The sequence below is a fragment of the Pseudomonas syringae group sp. 247E2 genome (genome assembly GCF_032587795.1).
In the GTDB taxonomy this organism is placed as follows: Bacteria; Pseudomonadota; Gammaproteobacteria; order Pseudomonadales; family Pseudomonadaceae; genus Aquipseudomonas; species Aquipseudomonas amygdali.
Window position 1 is genome coordinate 188,044 of sequence record NZ_JAWHPK010000030.1, and the last position, 19,481, is coordinate 207,524.

16 protein-coding genes are annotated in these 19,481 nt (G+C 58.2%); 2 read left to right on the top strand and 14 right to left on the bottom strand.

Annotated elements, in window-relative coordinates:
- Positions 1-20: 20 nt before the first annotated feature.
- The 12 genes from RYC18_RS24065 to RYC18_RS24120 form a co-directional block, all read right to left on the bottom strand.
- On the bottom strand, positions 21-1,109 hold the full coding sequence (locus tag RYC18_RS24065; RefSeq protein WP_010197496.1) for a polysaccharide biosynthesis/export family protein: 1,089 nt from the start codon (positions 1,107-1,109) through the stop codon (positions 21-23).
- 81 nt (positions 1,110-1,190) lie between these two features.
- Positions 1,191-2,600, bottom strand: a complete 1,410-nt coding sequence (locus tag RYC18_RS24070; RefSeq protein WP_316886946.1) for an undecaprenyl-phosphate glucose phosphotransferase — start codon at positions 2,598-2,600, stop codon at positions 1,191-1,193.
- Positions 2,601-2,613: 13 nt separating this feature from the next.
- A complete protein-coding gene (locus RYC18_RS24075) occupies positions 2,614-3,843 on the bottom strand; it encodes a glycosyltransferase family 4 protein (RefSeq protein WP_005780693.1) in 1,230 nt (409 codons plus the stop codon).
- A 73-nt stretch (positions 3,844-3,916) separates the two neighbouring features.
- Positions 3,917-5,032 carry a glycosyltransferase family 4 protein gene (locus tag RYC18_RS24080; RefSeq protein ID WP_016981469.1) on the bottom strand — a complete coding sequence of 372 codons (1,116 nt, stop codon included), beginning with the start codon at positions 5,030-5,032 and terminating at the stop codon, positions 3,917-3,919.
- Between the two features lie 83 nt (positions 5,033-5,115).
- On the bottom strand, positions 5,116-6,333 hold the full coding sequence (locus tag RYC18_RS24085) for a glycosyltransferase family 4 protein (protein WP_016981470.1): 1,218 nt from the start codon (positions 6,331-6,333) through the stop codon (positions 5,116-5,118).
- Positions 6,330-7,331 carry a glycosyltransferase gene (locus RYC18_RS24090; RefSeq protein WP_005780700.1) on the bottom strand — a complete coding sequence of 334 codons (1,002 nt, stop codon included), beginning with the start codon at positions 7,329-7,331 and terminating at the stop codon, positions 6,330-6,332. The genes RYC18_RS24085 and RYC18_RS24090 overlap by 4 nt, the downstream gene beginning before the upstream one ends.
- 85 nt (positions 7,332-7,416) lie before the next feature.
- Positions 7,417-7,929 carry a transcription/translation regulatory transformer protein RfaH gene (gene rfaH / locus RYC18_RS24095; protein WP_004660994.1) on the bottom strand — a complete coding sequence of 171 codons (513 nt, stop codon included), beginning with the start codon at positions 7,927-7,929 and terminating at the stop codon, positions 7,417-7,419.
- 53 nt (positions 7,930-7,982) lie between these two features.
- On the bottom strand, positions 7,983-10,190 hold the full coding sequence (locus RYC18_RS24100) for a polysaccharide biosynthesis tyrosine autokinase (protein WP_005780702.1): 2,208 nt from the start codon (positions 10,188-10,190) through the stop codon (positions 7,983-7,985).
- The gene (locus RYC18_RS24105; RefSeq protein WP_002554036.1) at positions 10,191-10,643 is read right to left on the bottom strand and encodes a low molecular weight protein-tyrosine-phosphatase; all 453 of its coding nucleotides are present in this window, start codon (positions 10,641-10,643) and stop codon (positions 10,191-10,193) included. It lies immediately after the preceding gene.
- Positions 10,633-11,568, bottom strand: coding sequence for a glycosyltransferase family 2 protein (locus RYC18_RS24110; RefSeq protein ID WP_005754376.1), 936 nt, complete (start codon positions 11,566-11,568; stop codon positions 10,633-10,635). The genes RYC18_RS24105 and RYC18_RS24110 overlap by 11 nt, the downstream gene beginning before the upstream one ends.
- A 3-nt stretch (positions 11,569-11,571) precedes the next feature.
- Positions 11,572-13,104: a lipopolysaccharide biosynthesis protein gene (locus RYC18_RS24115; RefSeq protein ID WP_039847417.1), complete on the bottom strand. Its 1,533-nt coding sequence runs from the start codon at positions 13,102-13,104 to the stop codon at positions 11,572-11,574.
- A 5-nt stretch (positions 13,105-13,109) separates the two neighbouring features.
- Entirely contained in the window at positions 13,110-14,231 is a 1,122-nt protein-coding gene (locus RYC18_RS24120; protein WP_016980614.1) for a DegT/DnrJ/EryC1/StrS family aminotransferase, read from the bottom strand.
- 586 nt (positions 14,232-14,817) lie between these two features.
- On the opposite strand from RYC18_RS24120, the gene RYC18_RS24125 reads away from it, so the two are divergent.
- On the top strand, positions 14,818-16,011 hold the full coding sequence (locus RYC18_RS24125; protein ID WP_005780709.1) for a cysteine desulfurase family protein: 1,194 nt from the start codon (positions 14,818-14,820) through the stop codon (positions 16,009-16,011).
- A gap of 57 nt (positions 16,012-16,068) precedes the next feature.
- Positions 16,069-17,877 (top strand): aminopeptidase P family protein, encoded by a 1,809-nt coding sequence (locus RYC18_RS24130; protein WP_019741843.1) that lies wholly within the window; start codon positions 16,069-16,071, stop codon positions 17,875-17,877.
- A 25-nt stretch (positions 17,878-17,902) separates the two neighbouring features.
- On the opposite strand, the gene RYC18_RS24135 is transcribed toward RYC18_RS24130, so the two are convergent.
- Together RYC18_RS24135 and rhtA are read right to left on the bottom strand one after the other, a co-directional pair.
- Positions 17,903-18,217, bottom strand: coding sequence for a hypothetical protein (locus RYC18_RS24135; RefSeq protein WP_002554031.1), 315 nt, complete (start codon positions 18,215-18,217; stop codon positions 17,903-17,905).
- A gap of 175 nt (positions 18,218-18,392) precedes the next feature.
- Positions 18,393-19,280 (bottom strand): threonine/homoserine exporter RhtA, encoded by an 888-nt coding sequence (rhtA, locus tag RYC18_RS24140; protein ID WP_016980612.1) that lies wholly within the window; start codon positions 19,278-19,280, stop codon positions 18,393-18,395.
- Positions 19,281-19,481 lie beyond the last annotated feature (201 nt).

The following is a 19,481-nucleotide window of genomic DNA, read 5'->3' on the forward strand; positions in this document are numbered from 1 at the left end:
TTTTCAAAGCTTCGTCAGAGTCAGTTGCGGAACGCTGCGCCGGTCTGCACCACACTGGCCGAACCGAGCAACTGGCTGATGAATCGGCTCCAGCGGGTGATATCGGCCGTGCCGACAAATACCACGTCCTGCGCCTTGAGCTCGAACTGCCCCGCCAGCAGGTAGGCGGTGGGCTTCCTGGCATTGATGTGGTAAACGGTAGACGTCGCTTCGGCAAAGTTTTCCGCACCGCGTATCACATACACCGCATCGCCATCTGCGCTGTCCGGGCTGAGGCCGCCGGAGTTGCCCAGTGCCTCCAGCAATGTCAGGCGGGTGGTGCCGAAGGAGATCACTTGCGGGTTACGTACTTCGCCCAGCACGTAGATCTTGTTTCGCGAATTGCTGTTCAGGTGCAGGTAATCGCCATCCTTCAGGAAGATTCTGCTCAGTTGCGAGTCTCTGCGGTTCAGCGAATCGATGTCGATCAGGTAATCGCGGCCATCGCGGCGCAGGGTCAGACCGGCCAGATTGGCATCGGTCAGGTCAACGCCCGCGACACTTACGGCCTGCACCAGGCTCAACGGAATATTGGTAATAGGTTGCGGGCCGGGCACTTTGAAGGAGCCGGACAGGAGTATTCGCTGACTGTTGTAGCGCAGCACTTTGACGTCGACCTTGACCTCGGTGTATTGAGGCGCCAGTCCCATGCGCAGCTGCTCGCGCACTTCGCTCACCGTTCTGCCGCTCGCGCGGATGCGTCCGACGTAGGGGAAGTAGAGCGTGCCATCGTTCAGCACCTCCCGGGTGTTGGCATCCAGCTGGTCCTGCGAGCCCGGCGCGGTCAGCTCCGGGTGTTCGAACACGGTGACCAGCAAGGTATCGCCAGCGCCGATCACGTATTCCGGAGTCTTGTAGTCAAGCAGCGCCTGCGGCAGTGCCTTGGCATCTGCGGTGGCGCGTTGTTGCTGTTGCTGAAGATTTTTCGGTGTGACCTCGACCAGTTGCGCCCGGGGCTCGTCCGGTTTGCCAGTGGTGACGTCGTCCGGCGTCATGTGCTGCCCCGGGGCGAATGCGCAGCCATGCAGCGCCAGGCTGGTGAGCAGTAAAGCAACTAACCTTGGATTCATTGCGTTTTTCCTTTCATGGCATTGCTCCTTTCTTTCGGCGTACCGACGAATTTCGGCGCGTTCGTTCACTCAGGGGAAGCGTCAGAAGGCGTTCTTGTTGACGAAGCCTTTGAACAGCGTCAGCAGAATGATTTTGAGGTCGAGCCAGATCGACCAGTGCTCGATGTATTCCAGGTCGAATTCCACGCGCATGCGCATCTTGTCGAGTGTGTCGGTTTCACCGCGCCAGCCATTGATCTGCGCCCAGCCGGTGATGCCGGGTTTGACCTTGTGGCGCAACATGTAGCCGCTGACCTGCTTGCGGTACTGCTCGTTATGGGCGATGGCGTGAGGGCGCGGGCCGACGATGGACATATCGCCGTGCAGCACATTGAAAAACTGCGGCAGTTCATCCAGCGAAGTGCGCCGCAAAAATGCCCCCAGCGGCGTTACCCGCGCGTCATTGCGCGTTGCCTGAAGCACCACATCGGCGTTTTCCTGGACGCTCATGCTGCGAAATTTCCAGACCATGATGGAACGGCCGTCCAGCCCATAGCGGCGCTGGCGAAACAGCACCGGGCCCGCAGAGGTGAGCTTGATGGCCGCCGCGATGGCCAGCAGTGGCAGGGCGATCAGCAGCAGAATCAGACTGGACAGGACGATGTCTTCGGCGCGCTTTACCAGGCTCCAGGCACCGTCCATGGGCGAATCGAAAATGCTGATACTGGCCAGACCATTGATGCTTTCACTGCGGGCATGCAGCAGGTCTAACATGAACACGTCGGGAATCAGGTACACCGAGGCGGTGGTGTCGCTCAAACCGGTAATCAGCTCGCGCAATTGCGGCTCGGCGCTGAACGCGAGGGTGATGTACACCTTGTCTAAACGGCCTGCACGGGCATCCTCTATCAACTGCTCCAGATCACCCAGCACTGGCAGACGACGTTTTTCAGCCCGCAGATTCATCTGCTGCGGGTGCGAGTCGTAAAACCCTAGCAGGTTCAGTCCCATCCACGGCGCGAGGGAGATGGAGCGGGCCAGTCGCTCGCCGACCTGACCGGTCCCGACAATTGCCACCCGGCGCGTATTGAAGCCGTGCCGACGCAGAGTGTGCAGGACCAGGCGGATCAGCAGTCGATAGCCGCACAGCACCGCAAGCGTCAGGGCGAACCAGCTCATCTGGCCGTTATCGGGCAATTGCGTCTGGTTGAGCAGCAGGCTGTTCAGTGACAGCAGGGTAATGAAGGTCATCGCCCAGTAACTGAAGATCTTGGTCAGTTCGCGCAGGATGCGCTCGCCACGCCATGAACCGTATAGCTGGTGATATTCGCTGACCCAGTGAAATACCAGTACCGCGAGGATAATGTGCGACCAGGCCTCGGTGCTGTCGGTGACCAGCAGCCCGGTTTGCCAGTAGCCGATCAACACGATGATGATCAGGTCCAGCAGACGATGGGCGAGCGACAGCGCTGACTGATGGGCATGCAGAATGCCGCGGACGGAAGTGCGCATTGGAGAGGCTCGCTCAGACGGTTTTTATGGGGACGACACGGCCTGGCAGTTCGCTGCCCGAGACCGGCGCTGGTTGAGCGACGCGGTGCGGGTGGGGCAGGCGAGCCAGATGCACAAGATGCGAGGTGGCCAGACGATTCTCGACGAAGGCTTTGATCTCCTGCTCGAAACGCGCCACCGAAAACCGTTCGGCGTTGGCCCGGCAGGCCTGCGGCGAGATGCGTGATTGCGCAGCTTCAAACTCGCCGATGGCGGCGCTCAGCGCTGCCACGGTTTGCTGCCGGTAGAGCACGCCGGTCGGTTGCGGGTGATCCAGGCCGTGCACGGTCTCCATGATGCCGCCCTTGCCGAACGCTATTACCGGCGTGCCGCAGGCTTGGGCTTCAACCGGGCTGATGCCGAAATCCTCCTCGGCGGCGAAGACGAACGCCTTGGCGCTGCGCATATGTTCCAGCAGTACCGCGCCAGGCTGGAAACCCAGCAGCGTTACGTTAGGCGCCTGCCTGGCAATGGCCTGCGCCTTGGCCAGGTCCGGTCCGTCACCGATCATGATCAGGCGTTTGTCCGGCATGGCGGCGAAGGCTTCGACGATCATTGGCATGCGCTTGTAGGGCACCATCCGCGAGGCACACAGGTAGAAGTCCCCACGCGCGCCTTGGGGGGTGAAACCGAGCGTGTCCACTGGCGGATAGATGACGGTGGAGTCACGTCGATACGCCTTCGAGATGCGTGCGCCGATAAAGCCCGAATTGGCAATGAATGCGTCCACACCGGTCGACGTGCGTTGGTCCCACAGGCGCATGTAATGCAGGACCAGGCGCGCCAGACTGCCCTTGATTCCCTTGCCCAGCCCTGATTCCTGCAAGTACTGGTGCTGCAAGTCCCAGGCGTAGCGAATTGGCGAATGCACATAGCTGATGTGCAGTTGGTCCGGGCCGCAAAGCACGCCCTTGGCCACTGCGTGGCTGCTGCTGATGATCAGGTCGTAGCCGGAGAGGTCCAGTTGCTCGATGGCCAGCGGCATCAGCGGCAGGTAGCGTGAATAATGTTTGCGCGCGCCGGGCAGCTTCTGGATGAACGTTGTTCTGGCTACCTTGCCGCGCAGCTGCGCGCGGTCCTGATCGTTGAGAAAGTCGATGACTGCAAACAGATCCGCATCGGGCCAGACGTTGATCAGTGAAGCAAGCACGCGCTCGGCACCGGCGTAACTCACCAGCCAGTCGTGGACAATAGCAATTCTCATGGGCGTTCCTTGCTGTAATGGCCCGCGCTACTGCGGATGCGACAGGGCGCATCCTGGCGTTACTGTTGTGGGTTCAGGGTTTGCCGGCGGACGACTCGGGTACGACGTGCTGCTTGCTTGGCGACGCAGGAGCAGACTCCAGCAGCGCATCGATACGCTGGGAAAGGCGCTGCGCGGAAAGGTCCCAGGAAAAACGCTGCACGTTATGCAATCCCTGAACACGCAGCGCATTGCGCAACGGCGCATCCACCAGCACGCGCTGCATTGCTGCGGCCATGTGGCTGACGTCCAGCGGGTCGAAATACAGTGCGCTGCCTTGCAGGACTTCGGGAATCGAAGCGGCATTGGCGGCCAGCACCGGGCAACCGCAGGCCTGTGCTTCAAGCGGCGGAATGCCGAACCCCTCGTAAAGCGAGGGAAATACGAACGCTGTGGCACCCTGATATTGGCTGATCAGCTCGGCATCGCTGAGTCGCCCCAGAAAACGGATGCGCGGGTCACGGCAGGCGAGGTGTTGCAGATCAGGGTCGGCGAACAATGCGCTGGCTGCGCCGACAATATGCAGTTGCAGGTCGGTGTGGCCACGCAAACTCAGAAATGCCTGAATCATCCGGTTGAAATTCTTGTGTACGGCGGGTGAGGAAACTGCAAGCAAGTATTTCGGCTGATCGACAGGTGTCGGCCTCGGCGTGAATTCGTCACTGACCGCAGCGGGCACGACCAGCACCTTGTCCTCGGCGTAGCCATAGAACGAGGTTATTTCCCTTCGCGAGAAGTTGCTGCCGGTGATCAGCGTTCTGGCGCGTGACAGCAGAATCGGGGTGATGGTCCGATAGGCCAGGCGGAATAGCCGGGTGTAGCTTTGCGGATAGCGCACATAGGTGATGTCGTGGTGAGTCGCTATCTGGTTGCCATAGAACATTGGCCCTGTGTTGCTGACTGAAATCAGCAGCGGGCTGCCCTGACGTTTCAAGTGAAGCGGCAGGTCGATCTGCTCCCACATATGCCCGGTGGAATGACCGATGCACTGGGCCTCCAGTGCGCTGGCACAGTCATGCAGCCTGATGGTGCGCGGAGCGACGAATACCAGATCGTCGCGCAGCCGCTTCAGGGCTCTGCACATATGCTCTGCGTAACGCTGTACACCGCTGACATCCTGGGTGAGGAACCGTGAATTGATGACAATCATCTCGAGCATCCTGCTGATGAGGGTGATCTGGCTGGTGCCAGATCCTGTCCTTGAACGGGCTTGATGGGGCAGATTGCGCCCCTTCACTGTGTGACGTACGTGCGGCGGTCCTGCAGGGTCTGGGCAAAGATGCTTTCGTACTGGTCCAGCATGAGGTCCAGGTTCATCAACGACGCGACGCTGTTGCGCGCCTGGCTGCCGAGGCGCTTAAGCAATTCGGGTTGCTGGTGCAGTTTGAGCATTGCCATCCCCAACGAGTCCGGGTCATCGGGGCTGCACAGCAGACCGTTGAGCGGTTCCTGAATGATTTCCGTCAGCCCGCCCATGCGGCTGGCGATGACTGGCAGAGCATGTGCGCAGGCCTCGACGGCCACCATGCCGAACGGCTCATTCCACAGGGAGGGGACGATTGCCACGTCGATCTGGCGGTAGAAGTCTTCGGGCTTCTGGACGCCGACAAAACTGATGTCCGGTGATGTGGCCATGGCCCTGAAGTGCTTTTCATCAGATGCCTGCCCACGGCCGGCAATCTGCAGGGTGGCTTTGAACGGCAGATGCTGAAACTGATCAATCAACCATCCCAGCCCCTTGTTTGTGGACAGCGTGCCCAGGTAACCGAAGCGCAACGGTGCATCATCGGCGGGTGCCTTGGGCTGCCCCGAAATCGGTGGAGTGAACGGGCTGGCGTTATGCACTACGTAACCCCGCGCGCCGTTGAAATAGCCCTGCGCCTGCAAGGTGTCGAGCATGAAGCGGCTGACACCCACGACCGTGTCGACCTGTTCTGACTGCTGTGCATGATTGCTGCGCAACTGCGTGCACATCGTGCATTGGCGCTGGCAGTTATGACCCTTCTTGAACATGGTGCTGGCCGGGCAGAGCAAGTAAAAGTCATGCAGGACCTGCACGATCGGGCGATTGGCCCTGCTTATTTCGTCCCACGCCGACACCGACCAGCCGGTCAGGTTATGGCACACCACCAGCTCCGGTTGCTCCAGTTCCATCACCCGCCCTACGTATTCGCGCATGCCGGCGTTGTAGCGATCACGCCAGTGCCAGGCAAGCCGCGCCAGACGGCCCGGACGCTGGGCCATGAAGTGCCAGTACCGGTTAAGCAGGCCGGCGCGATAGACCTTGACCCGATTGACCTCTGCCAACTGCAAACCGGGCCGGTCGGTGGTGGCCAGCACGGCGACGCTGTGCCCGCGTTGCTGCAAGCCCTCGACAGTACGTTGCAGAATGATCTCTGCGCCGCCGCCGATATCGGGCGCATAAAGGCTGCTGATAAACAGAATTTTCATAACGGGTAGGCCTTGTTCAGGCCCAGCACGCTGGCTTCCCCATCGTGAATGGCGTCGTTGAGCAGGTTCAGGCGCGCATCGGCGTCATAGCGCCAGGCATACAGGCTCAACAGGCAGAGAAATACCAGGCGATTGACTTGATAGAGCAGTGGGGAGGACGCCCAGATATGCCTGTCGAACCACGCCTGGTTACGCGCGGCGTAATAAGCGCGCAGGTCCGATCCGCCCGACAAGTAGCTTTCATAGACGTTGCGGGTGCGCGCCTTGATGTTCCATGAATCCTCGAGATCCTCCAGCAGCGCTTCGGGGACCAGAAATACCTTCCCGCCACCGTCGGTAATGCGCCAGGTGTATTCGGTGTCATCGCTGTACAGCTTGAGCGCGTCCAGTGGCAGTCCGATCTTCTTGTACAGGCTGCGATGGGCCAGTAACCCCCCGTAGGTGGCGAAAGGGAGCTGCACCCGTTCCGGCATGGGCACGCTGGCACCGGGCTTTCCGAAGGGCAGGCGTCGCCAGATCTTGTATGGCAACTGGGCGATGTGAAAGCCGAAGAAGCTTGAGCGCCGCTGAATTGCGTAACGCAGCGGTACACCCGCGGCGATGTCCGCTTGATGCGTGGGGCGAAAGCCGAGCACTGCGCAATTGTCCCTGCCGTCGATCGTTTCACGTTCATGAAGAGACCGGTGTAACACCTCAATGGCATGGGTGGTCGGCGCGTTATCGTCGTCCATCAACCAGATGTAATCGTCGCCGGTTTCCAGCGCGGCCTTGATGCCTGTCGAATAGCCGTTGGCCGAGCCGGTGTTGTCAGGCAGCCAGAGCACCTGAATCCGGTCGGGCCACTCATCGCACAGCGCCTGCAAGGGTGCAACGGAAGCATTGCTGACAATGATCACACGACCGATCAGCGGGCTCTCCAGCGAGCGGCTGATCAATGTGTGCAGATAGCTGAAACGGTCACCATAGGTGAGCGTCACCAAGGTGGTCTGGTGGGGCATGGTGTGGTTCCGGGGCTGGTTAAGCAGGCTGAGACGCATGTTTCAGGCACACGCCTTGGGCAGTTTCCTACAGGTGCGGCAGGTCTTACGCGCGGGCTTCGACCCTTGACAGGCTGCTGATGGGCAACACCATTTTTTGCTGGCGTTGCAGCATGTTGAGCAGAATCACCGCACGCTCGGTACCGTCTTCGCTCAGAAAGATGGCTTCCACATCACTCCAGCTGCCCGTCGTGATCATTACCGGATCACCTTGAATAAATCGTGCTTTGGGCGCAGGTGTGGAGAGTCGCTGGCGGATCTGCTCGATCAGATGATCGCGGACCGGCACCGGGTGCCCGCCGAACGTCACAATGCGCGAGACTCCGCGTGTGGAGCGAATCGGGTACCAGTTGTCCTGTACCTGATCCATCTGAATGAACAGGTAACCGGGAAACAAAGGCTCGTCGGCCTGAACCCTGGCAGCGGTTTTTTTCACATCGACCTGCAGCGGTCGGTAGCACTGGAAATGCTGGCGTCGCAAATGCTCTTCGGCGCGGGCTTCCTGACGCGGTTTGGTCTGGATCAGATACCAGCGAGCTTCCTGGGCGGAGAGGGCCATGATTAATTCCTTTTAAATGAAACAGCTCAGTGAACGGCAGGCGTCAATACGGGTTATCGGGGCGCAGGGTGGTAGTTGTAGCCATAGGCCGCGTAGTCGTAATCGGACGTCGTGGCCTTGCGTACCACCGCGTTGAAAATGGCACCCTTGATCAGAATTCCGTTCTGGCCCAGGCGGCGCTTGCAGGCTTCGATTTCCTGGGCGGTGGTCATGCCGAAACGAGCAACCAGCAGACAGGTGCCTGCCTGGCGACCCACCAGCGTCGCGTCGGTCACAGCGAGGATGGGTGGCGTGTCAATCAGGATCAGGTCATACAGTGGCGACAATTCGGCCAGCATCTTGTTGAAGTTGTCATGCATCAGCAGTTCCGAGGGGTTGGGTGCCGCGAAACCACAGGACATAAAATCCAGATGCCGGACCCGCGTCTGATGGATGACTTCGGTGCACCGCAAACGGGCGGCCAGCGTGTCGGACAGACCGTGTTTGGGCTGCAGGCCAAAGAGGCGATGCAGGTAGCCTTTGCGCATATCGGCATCGATCAGCAGAACCCGCCTGCCGGTCTGGGCAATGATGGTTGCCAGATTGCTCGATACAAACGATTTGCCGGCGCCTGGTGTCGGGCTCGATATCATCAGTACGTTGTTACGCGCCTCCAGCATGGCGAAGTGCACGCTGGTACGCAGGCTGCGCAGCGATTCGATGGCCAGCTCGCCGGGTGCGGCAATGCTCAGCAGTCTTGAATCCTTGCTGTCCTGATCGCGCTTTTCCAGGCGTTCCTGCTGACGCGAATGGGGCAGTGATGCGTAGACCGGCATGCCCAGACTTTCGATGATTTCGGCGCTCTCGATGCCCCGATAGAACGCCTGGCGCACGAATACGATGGTCATCGCGACCAGTGCGCCGATCAGCGTGGCGATCAGCACAATCAGCGTCTTCATCGGTTTGACGGGTTTCTCGACATTGGTGTCGGCGTTGTCGATGACCCGCACATTACCAATGCTGCCAGCACGCAGAATGTCCTGCTCCTGACTCTTGTTGAGCATCAATGTGTAGGTCTGGCTGATGACCTGCATATCGCGGGTCAGACGCAGCAACTCCTGCTGGGTCATGGGCAGCGCGTCGATCTTCTTCAACAGGCCTTGTTTCTGTTGTTCCAGCTGGTTCATCTGGCTCATCAGGCTGCGATAGGTCGGGTGCTCACGGGTGTACAACCGTTCCAGCTCTACGCGCCTGAGTTTCAGTTCGGAAAGCATCGAGTCGAGGCTGACCACCTGATCAAGCACGCCTTTGGTTTCGATGCTCAGGTCCACCGACCTGGCGCTGGTCTGGAAGGTGTTCAGCGCAGTCTCCGCGTCCTCAAGCTGTTTGCGCACGGCAGGCAACTGCGAGCGTAGAAACTGCAGCCGTTGTGCGGCCTCGGCCGAACTGCGCTCCACGTTCTGGCGTACATAAAGATGGCTGACTTCGTCGAGAATCCGGTTGGCCCGCTGTGCGTCCTGGTCCTCTATGGACAGGTAGATGATGCCCGAGTCCCGGCCGGCTTCGGCTATTTTCAACCGGTTCTGATAAACCAGCGCGGTGCTGAGCGTGCGCTGTCTGGAGACACTGAAATCGGTACCGGGACGCGCCCGCAGGGCAGCGACCTGAATCTTCACCCCGTTACCTTCGACAATGCGGTTGATGGTGCCGCCAAGCAGCAGATTGTGCTCGTTGTCGTAGAGCGAGAACTGGCCAGGCTTGCCTGCGATGAGGGTGAGTTTTTCGCCCAGCAGGTGCTCCGGCACCTCCAGTTGGAATACCTCGATTTTCTCGCCACCCCACGCGTATTGCGTAAGGCTGAATAACGGCTTAGCCAATTCACCTTCGCGCACTGGCTTGAAGGTACGGTATAGGTAAGGGCCGATTACCGGAAAGAAATCAGGTGTCTGCAGCGTATTGAGCTTCAGATCGTCGACGACCTTGCCCAACAATGCGCGCGACTTGATCAGCTCGATCTCGGTGGTCGCCTGCGACACTGACAATGGCTTGGCGCTGACCTCCGGGGTGCCCTCGATGCCGATTTTTCGGGGCTCTATCTGGATCATGGCGGTGGCCTGATACACCGGCGTGGCCAGAATGGCATAGCCCAGACCGATCAGAAAAAACAGGCTGACGGTCCACAGGATCAGCGCTTTGTGATCGAACAGCATGCGCAGGACCGTTGCCAGATCAATCCGGGAGTCCTGGTGGAAATCCAGCGAAGGACGGTTCATGACGGTCATTTATCCTGTTGCTCCTGACTGAAAATGAGGAAGCCAGTCGTCAATGCAGCGTGAGAGCTGCGTGTAGGTCTGTTCAAAGGCTGATGCGGGACGTCGGTAAGGGTCGGCGATGTCGAGCGGGTGCTGCCATTTACCGATCAGAAAGGCTTTGCCGCGTACTTCGGGTGCGAGTTTGAGGACGTCGGCAAAATGTGCCTGCTCCATCAGCAGAATCAGGTCGGCCTGGCGTAGCAGATCACGGCTCATCTGCCGAGCTGCATGGCGCTGCGGCTGTACCCGGTGCGTTTGCAGAACCTGCCGAGCCGCCGGGTCGATGGACGAACCTGACAGCGCGGCGATGCCTGCTGACTGAACGCGCACCTGCGTGGCCTCCAGGCGTTGATGCAGTATCGCGACGGCCATCGGGCTGCGGCAGATGTTGCCGACGCACAACACCAGTACGTTACTGAACATGTGCTTTGCCACTGGTCTGGAACAGGCGTCTGCTCAGGTTGACGACAACATTGCCGGCCACTTTCCACAACGTCTGCAGTTTGTGGCGGGGGGCGAGCGCGGCCAGCGAGAGGCACACCGTCTGCATCAGGAAGTGTTCGTACAGGGGCTGATTGCCCAGACGATTGTAATAGTTGGCCAGGCTTGAACAGGTCTGCAGGTTCATATGCAATTTGCGTTTGTCGCTGCGCATGGAAAACACGCCGCCGGGGTGCAGCCGATAGGCAGCCGGCTTGATCTGCGCCATGAACTTGCCTTTGCCGTAGGCCCCCAGCAATGACCACCAGCACATATCGTTCAACGGTGCTCCGCACATGCTCAATTCGGGCGGCATTGTGCTGAACACATTGCGAAAGCAGACGGTCAGGGTCGACAGGCGTCTGGCCTGTTGCAGCTCCAGCGCCGTAGCATCGTTGCGCAACAGGCCTTGCAGTTGCACGCCGTACTGGCCGTATTCGTCGAAGGCGAACGCGTCGTGATAGGTAATGACGTAATCGGCATGGCTCTCGAGAAAGTCCACTTGCAGCTGCAGCTTTCGCGGATCAGTCCAGTAATCGTCGGCTTCGCAGTAGGCGATATAACGGCCGCGGGCTTCGGCGAACAGGCCCGGAACGCAAGGTGCGCCCTGACTGTACTGGTTGACCTGTTGATAGAAGGGCCGAATGATCGTCGGATACCGCTCGGCGTAGTGCGCAATGATGCGTGCAGTGCTGTCCGTGGATGCATCGTCGTTGATCAGGATTTCAAACCTGAAATCGGTCTGCTGTGACAGAAACCCTTCCAGTGCCTGAGCAATGAAGGCCTCCTGGTTGTAGGCGGGGCATATGATGCTCAGCAACGGCGATGCCACGCAGGGTTCGCCGGTATTTTTTGCAGTGTCGTCCATGGCTCAGGTACTCGGTTTGCTGAACAAAACATAGATTTTTGACGCTAGCGGCCCATGGCTTGCCGCCACCAGTGCCAGAGTGACAAGGCCGCTGGCGGCGAGCGCCAGCAGCAGGCTGCCACGGCTTTCATCGGCAATCAGATGGAATACAGGCGCGCTGATCGCCAGGCCCGCAGCGGTCATCGCACTGATACGCAGAATGTCGCTCAACCATTGCCGATGAAGACCCGGTGCCAAGTGCTGATGGACGATGACGGGCCATATGGCGAAGGACGTCGCACGCAGGAAAAACCACGCCAGCGCTGCGCCGTAAACGCCTTGATAATGGATAGCCACGAACATTACAGGCACGCTGATCAGTGTCGAAATCACGCTGTACCACAGGTGCAAGTGCATTCGGCCATAGGCGTATTGCAGGTAGAACTGGAAAGCACTGGCAGCCATGATTGCGCTGCCCAGCGCGTACCAGCCCAGCACCGGTCCACTCCAGCGCGCAGCTGTGTGATCACCCGTCCAGGCGATAATCAGCGGCTCGGCATATAGGGCAATTACGCCTGCCAGAGGGAACAGAAAGGTACAGGCAAGGCGATTGGCTGCCAGAAACAACGTGTGCATGTCGTCGCGCCTACCTTCGGCCACCAACACAGTCAGGCGCGGCAAGAGCGTCTGAACCAGCGGGTTGCTCAGCATCACGATGCCCGTGGCGATCAACGCAACCAGTGAGAAGTAGCCGTACTGGTCCAGTGGCAGCAGATTCGACAGCAGCACCTTGTCCACCTGAGTCAGCACAATCCACAGCACTGCGCTCAACGACAGACTGGCGGCGAACGGCAGCAGCGGCTTGATCAGTTGCCAGTCCAGGCCGGTCAGCCAGCGCGGCGCAGGCATCTGCCTGCGGGCTTTGCTGGCAAAAAGCAGGGCTTCGAGCAGCCCGACCCCGAGCTGAAATACAAAAAAGTCTTGTGGGTCTCGGGAGAACTGACTGACCAGCAGCAAGCCGCCGAAGTAGCGCAGCGTTGCAATCGACACATTGGCAGCGTTCAGCCAGGCGTGCTGCTCAAGGCCCTGAATGGCGCTTTTATAGAGTGTCGAATACAGGCGCAAGGCGATGACGATGCCCATCAAGGTGATGCAATGCGCCAGAGTGTCGGGTTGCAGCGTATTGGCGTTCAACCATTGTGCTGCGATCCAGGGACTGGCGACATGGACAAGCAGGCCGCAGAGCATCGTGATCGGTAGAAATATCAGTTCGAATGAGCGCAGTAGACGGCCCAGGCTTTTCTCGCTCACGGGAGTGCCTTGCTGATGTGCCACTGCGCGCACCAGGCTGGGAGACAGTCCCGCGTCCAGCAGTTGCAGCCAGGCTTGCAGCAGGGTGAAGAAACCGATCAAGCCGTAGGCCTCGGCACCCAGATGGCCCAGATAAAACGGCATGATCAGAATCCCGACCAACATTACATAGGCCTGTCCGCTGTAGTTCAGGACGGTGTTGCGAATGATCGAGCGGCCGCGAATGACCGGGCTTGTGTCACGCATGATAGTCAGCAGACCCTGGCAGCGGAGCAAGCCGGGTAGTCCATATCTGTCACAGCACAGGTTTCGATCAGCGTGCGTATGATCAGGTCCTGCTCGCTTTTCAGCAGGCCGGGATAGATCGGTAGGCACAGCACTCGTTCGCTCAATGCTCTGGATACAGGCTGGCCGGGCTGTGGTTGCAGGTATTCAAGGGTGTCCAGTGAGGGGTAAAAATAGCGGCGAGGGTTGATCTTGCGCAGGTTGAGCGCGGTGCGCACCGTCAACAGCTGTTGTTCGTTACGCAGCGCCACCGGGTAATAGCTGTTATTGAGTTCGCTGTCGGCCTGGGTTTTTTGCAGATCCAGGTAGCTTTCCAGCGCTGACGTATAGCGGTGAGCGATTTGCGCGCGCTCTTCAAGGATGTTGCCTATGTTGTCGAGAATGCACAGCCCCATGGCTGCGGAGAATTCGTTGAGCTTGGCATTGATGCCGATGCCGTCGATTCGGTCTACTCCCGATATGCCAAAGTTGCACATCAGGTGGGCGCTTCTGGCCAGTTCGTCATCGTTGGTGATGATCGCGCCGCCTTCAATCGTGTGGAACAGTTTGGTGGCATGAAAGCTCAAGGTGCTGATATCGCCATGATTGAGCACCGACTGGTCGGCATGACGTACGGCAAATGCATGTGCGCCGTCATAGATCACCTTGAGCTTATGTTCGCGGGCAATCTGCTGAATGGCTTCTACGTCGCAAGGATTGCCAAACACATGGGTGCCCACGATTGCCGTAGTGTCTTCGGCGATGCTGCGTTTGATGTGCTGTGGCGAGATATTCCAGGTGTCCGGATCAATATCGGCAAAGACCGGGCGAATACCTTCCCATTGCAGCGAGCTGCTGGTGGCGACGAAACTGAATGGCGTTGTAACAGCGCTGCCACTCAAGCCCAGAGCCCGATAGGCAATCTGCAGGGCCAGGGTGCCATTATTGGTCAGAATAATGTGTTTGACGCCCAGATAGTCCTTGAGCCGGTCCGTCAGATCCTTGGCCAGCGGGCCGTGATTGGTCAGCCAGCCGCGGGCGTAGATACCTTCAACGTAGCGTTTGAACTGGTCAATATCACCCAGATACGTCTTGGTCACATTAATCATCGAAGCCTCCATGTTTCTCTGAATCGGGGTGTTGCCGAGTGAGTGACCAGACATCTTTTTCGCGCACGGGCGCTGCATTGCTTCAGGCAACGCTACCGCCACACCGAACGTGTTCAGTACTTTAAAAATAGAATGGAGAGTCAACAGACATCCGCCGGCGCCTGCTGAGCACCGTGGAAATAACTGAAAGCGTGGGACGGAAACAGCGGTCAACTTCGGCTTGATTATCCCGACGCCATGCTCTGCGGCATGTGCGTGACAACGGAATGCGCCTGACGGTCCTATATATCGGTCGCGGCAGGGTATCTGTCAAATTATTTCGTCACCTTTCTGTTATATTTTTCATAAATGGTAAATCAGATTTCATAACTAACTGATTTATAAGGGTGTCAAAAAAATATCATCTTGCAGGTGTATTTAAATGACACGCTGAACGTGCTTTGCAAGACGTCAATAAGTCGCTGGATTTTACAATCTGTGCCTCTTTATATTTCCAATCGATCTATTTAAATATCAATTAATAATTTTTGGTTCTATGCGGTTTGGTGCATGATCGTGTTCATGGACTGCAGGCAGGAGAACGAACATGAAAGAGCCAGTGCTGTATTTTGATTACGCCGCCACTACGCCTGTGGACGAGCGTGTTATCAGGGTCATGGTCGATTGTCTGGGTGTGTCAGGCAATTTTGGCAACCCTGCATCCAGCGCTCATTCATTCGGACAAAAGGCCCGCGTTGCGGTAGAGATTGCCCGTGAGCAGGTTGCCCGTCTGGTAGGTGCTCAGGCCTCGCAGATCATCTGGACCTCCGGTGCCACCGAATCCAGCAATCTGGCGCTCAAGGGCGTGGCTCAAGAACGCGCGAAGAGGCAGGCAGCATTCGCCGGAGGCAGATCCGGTCATATCATCACCAGTCAGATCGAACACAAGGCAACCCTTGATACTGCGCGGCAACTTGAGGAAGAGGGCGTCGAGGTTACCTGGCTGGCACCGGACAGCGATGGCCTGATCAGCGCCGACGCGGTCAGTGCCGCTTTGCGCGATGATACGTTTCTGGTCTCGCTGATGCTGGTCAACAACGAACTGGGTACGGTCAACGACATCGCGGAAATCGGCAGGCGGGTAAGGGCTCACGGCGCATTGTTGCATGTCGACGCTGCGCAGGGCGCTGGCAAGTTGCCGATTGACTTGAGTCAGCTCGCGGTAGACCTGATGTCGCTTTCTGCACACAAAATCTATGGGCCCAAAGGGATTGGCGCGCTGTATGTCGGCCCGCGCGCGCAGCAACGGGTTCTCGCCCAGATTCACGGGGGCGGGCATGAATGTGGTCTGCGCTCCGGCACCCTGGCGACGCATCAGATTGCCGGGATGGGTGCGGCCTTTGCCCTGGCGGCCGAAGTGCTTGAAGAAGAAGTTTTTGAAATACAGCGGCTCAATAGTCTTCTGTGTGAGCGACTGGCCGATATTCCGGGTGTGTGTATCAACGGCAGTCCCACCCAGCGGATTGCCCACACCCTCAGTTTTACATTCACCCACAATGATCTCGACGTTGCAGCGCTGGGTGACAAACTTGCCTTCTCTTCTACCTCGGCCTGTAACTCTGCAAAGAACCTGCCTTCACACGTCCTGCTGGCTCTGGGGCTGAGCCCGCAGGCTGCCGGTCAGACCATACGTCTGAGCCTGGGGCGCTTCACTCGTGATCAGGATATCGAGCGTGCGGCCGAGTCGATTCATGCCTGTCTGATTCAGCCAGCGTTCTGGGCGGTTGCTCAGTCTCGATGAGTGCTCCATTATCTGAACCGGTGAAAGCAGTCAATTTCCGGGTCAGCAGGAGAGTCAATGAGCACGCAATCCAATGCCAGTTCAGAAGTGGCAGAACGTTTGGCGCAAACCCGCGCCTTGATGAGCAGGGAGCGCATCGATGCCTATCTGGTGCCGTCAGCGGATCCGCATCTCTCCGAATACCTGCCCGGCTATTGGCAGGGGCGCCAGTGGCTGTCGGGTTTTCACGGTTCGGTCGGTACACTGATCATTACCCAGGACTTTGCAGGCATATGGGCTGACAGTCGCTATTGGGAGCAGGCAACCAAGGAACTGGCAGGTAGCGGTATCGAGCTGGTGAAACTGTTGCCGGGCCAGCAGGGGCCGCTTGAATGGCTGGCGGACGAAGCCAAAGCCGAAAGTGTAGTTGCCGTAGACGGTGCGGTCCTGGCCGTTGCCTCTTCGCGCACTCTTGCAAGCAGGCTTTACGCGCGTGGTGCTCGCCTGCGCACGGATATCGATCTGCTCACCGAGCTGTGGCAGGACCGTCCTGCCTTGCCGTCTCATCCAATCTACGAACACTTGCCCCCTCAGGCATCTCTGGACCGTGCTGAAAAACTGGCTCGTGTTCGCCAGATCGTTGCCGAGCGAAACGCTGACTGGCACTTCATCGCAACACTGGATGACATAGCCTGGCTGTTCAATCTGCGTGGCGCTGACGTTTCCTACAATCCGGTTTTCATCGCCTTCGCCTTGATCGGTCCGCATAGCGTCACGCTGTTCGTGGACTCAAGGAAAGTGCCTGACCCGGTGCGCTCGCGTCTGGAGCGCGACGGCATCAATCTCATGGAATACACGCAGATTGGCGCAGCCTTGCGCGAGCTGCCGAAAGACGCACGACTGCTGGTTGATCCGGCGCGTGTTACCTGCGGCTTGCTCGATTACCTGGACAGTGAAGTCACCCTGGTTGAAGGGCTTAATCCGAGTACGCTGCTGAAATCGCAAAAAACCGAGACCGATACAGGTCACATCCGTCAGGCAATGGAGCAGGATGGTGCGGCGCTCTGCGAGTTCTTCGCCTGGCTGGACAGTGCGCTGGGACGTGAGCCCATCAGCGAAGTGACGATTGATGAAAAGCTTACTCAGGCACGGGAGCGACGTCCTGGATATGTTTCACCCAGCTTTGCAACCATTGCAGGGTTCAATGCCAACGGCGCGATGCCGCATTACCGAGCGACTGAAGCTGAGCACGCGCAGATAGAAGGTGATGGCTTGCTGTTGATCGACTCGGGCGGTCAATACCTTGGTGGCACCACCGATATCACGCGCATGGTTGCGATCGGAACGCCGAGTGCCGAGCAGAAGCAGGACTGTACGCGGGTTCTCAAAGGCGTTATTGCGTTATCGCGCACGCATTTTCCCAAAGGCATTCTTTCGCCGTTGCTGGATGCCATTGCCCGAGCGCCAATCTGGAGTGAAGGCGTCAACTACGGTCATGGCACCGGGCATGGTGTCGGGTATTTTCTGAACGTCCACGAAGGGCCACAAGTTATTGCCTATCAGGCACCTGCAACGCCTCAGACAGCAATGCTCCCAGGCATGATCACGTCTATTGAACCTGGTACTTACCGGCCCGGGCGCTGGGGTGTGCGCATCGAAAACCTGGTGATTAATCAGGAAGCGGGCACTACCGAGTTCGGCGAGTTCCTGCGTTTTGAAACCCTGACGCTTTGCCCGATCGATACGCGTTGCATCGAGGTCTCGATGTTGAACGAGGAAGAACGCACCTGGTTGAACGATTACCACGCTCACGTTCTTGCGCGATTGAGCCCTCTACTGCAGGGTACAGCGCTGTTGTGGTTGCAGGCACGCACGGTCGCTGTCTGATATCTCGAAGCGCGTTACCGCAGGCTCAGTCCTGCGGTAACGGATCCGTCAGTGGTGTGCTTTTTCTGCAGACGATAATCATGCTGCGGCTGGTATAGCCTGCGGGGTTGAGGCCGAACGGATAGTCTTCCGGCTCTTCGGTGGCATCGCCCGATTTTGCGATGACCTTGAACGTCCTTGACGCACAGGCGTTGGTCGCAAGCTCGTAGCATTTGGCCCAAGAAGACGTCAGGCCAGAGCAGTTGATGTGAATGCCGCGCTTGCTTTGCTTGACAGGCTTGGATGTGGCTGCACAACCTGCCACAGCCAACATGGCCAATACGATAAAAATGTATTTCATTCCTTTCCTTAGCAGGCCATTGCTAATCGCGATCCATCCAGATGACTGGATCATGAGTCGATAAAACTGTAACGCAGAACTCTCGAACATCTGTAGGTCAGGTGTAAACATGGCGCATGCGCTTAACAAATGCTAGTGCCATGTCGCTTCTTGACCTTATGACCGCGTGGTCAGTTCAGTCGGCAGGGACCAATTGAGGTTTTGTGTTTGCAGAACCAAGGGTGGCACCGATGGATGCGAAGATGATTGCGCCAATTGCCAGCCATTGGGTCAGCGAAAGGCTCTCGTGAAGAAACACCAGACCTGATAGCGCTGCGAAGACAGGCTCCAGGCTTGCCAGTGTGCCAAATGTGCGTGCCGACATTCGCGTCAGAGCGATCATTTCCAGGCTGTAGGGCAGGGCGGTCGACAGAATGGCGACACCCAGCGCTGCCGGTACCAATGAAATGTCAAATAATGCAGAGCCTGCGTGTATCACGCCGACAGGTCCGATGAAGAGTGCGGCAATCATTACGCCAAGCGCGGCGGTCTGTACGCCGTTGTCTGCACCTGCTTTATGCCCGAACACTATATAAGCGGCCCAGCACACTCCGGCCCCCAGGGCATACGCAGCGCCGAGCAGATCAATCGCTTCGTTCGAGGCCCCGAGGGGGATCAATAGCAATAAGCCGATGACTGCCAGAGAAACCCATAGAAAATCGATGGGCTTGCGCGAAGACAGCAGAGCTACAGCCAGTGGACCGGTGAACTCCAGCGCGACCGCGATTCCCAAAGGCACAGTCTGCAACGACATATAGAAAAGGAGGTTCATGCTGCCCAGCGCAATGCCGTAGATCACCACAGTGCGTAGCGATTTTGCGGTCAGATTCGCTCGCCATGGGCGCAGGATGGCGATAAGGATAAGGCTCGCAAATACCAGCCTCAAGGTCGTGGTGCCTTGCGCGCCCACTACGGGGAAAAGACTCTTTGCCAGTGACGCGCCGCTTTGAATGGAGATCATGGCGATCATCAGCAGCCCCAGGGGGAAAAGGGCGGACGCTATAGTGTGGGGTTTCTCAGACATTTTGGTTGTACATCCTGGGTGTGATCCGGGCACTGATAATCGAACATGATGCGCAACAATCGATGCATGGGCAATATATTGCGCAATCTTTGCTTTTCCTTCTATATAGGTAATCACGAAACGGGCAATTTCGGTGATTTTGAAATTAACGGTTGACGCCCTCTGTGATCTGTCTATAATTCGCCCCACTTCCGGCGCAGA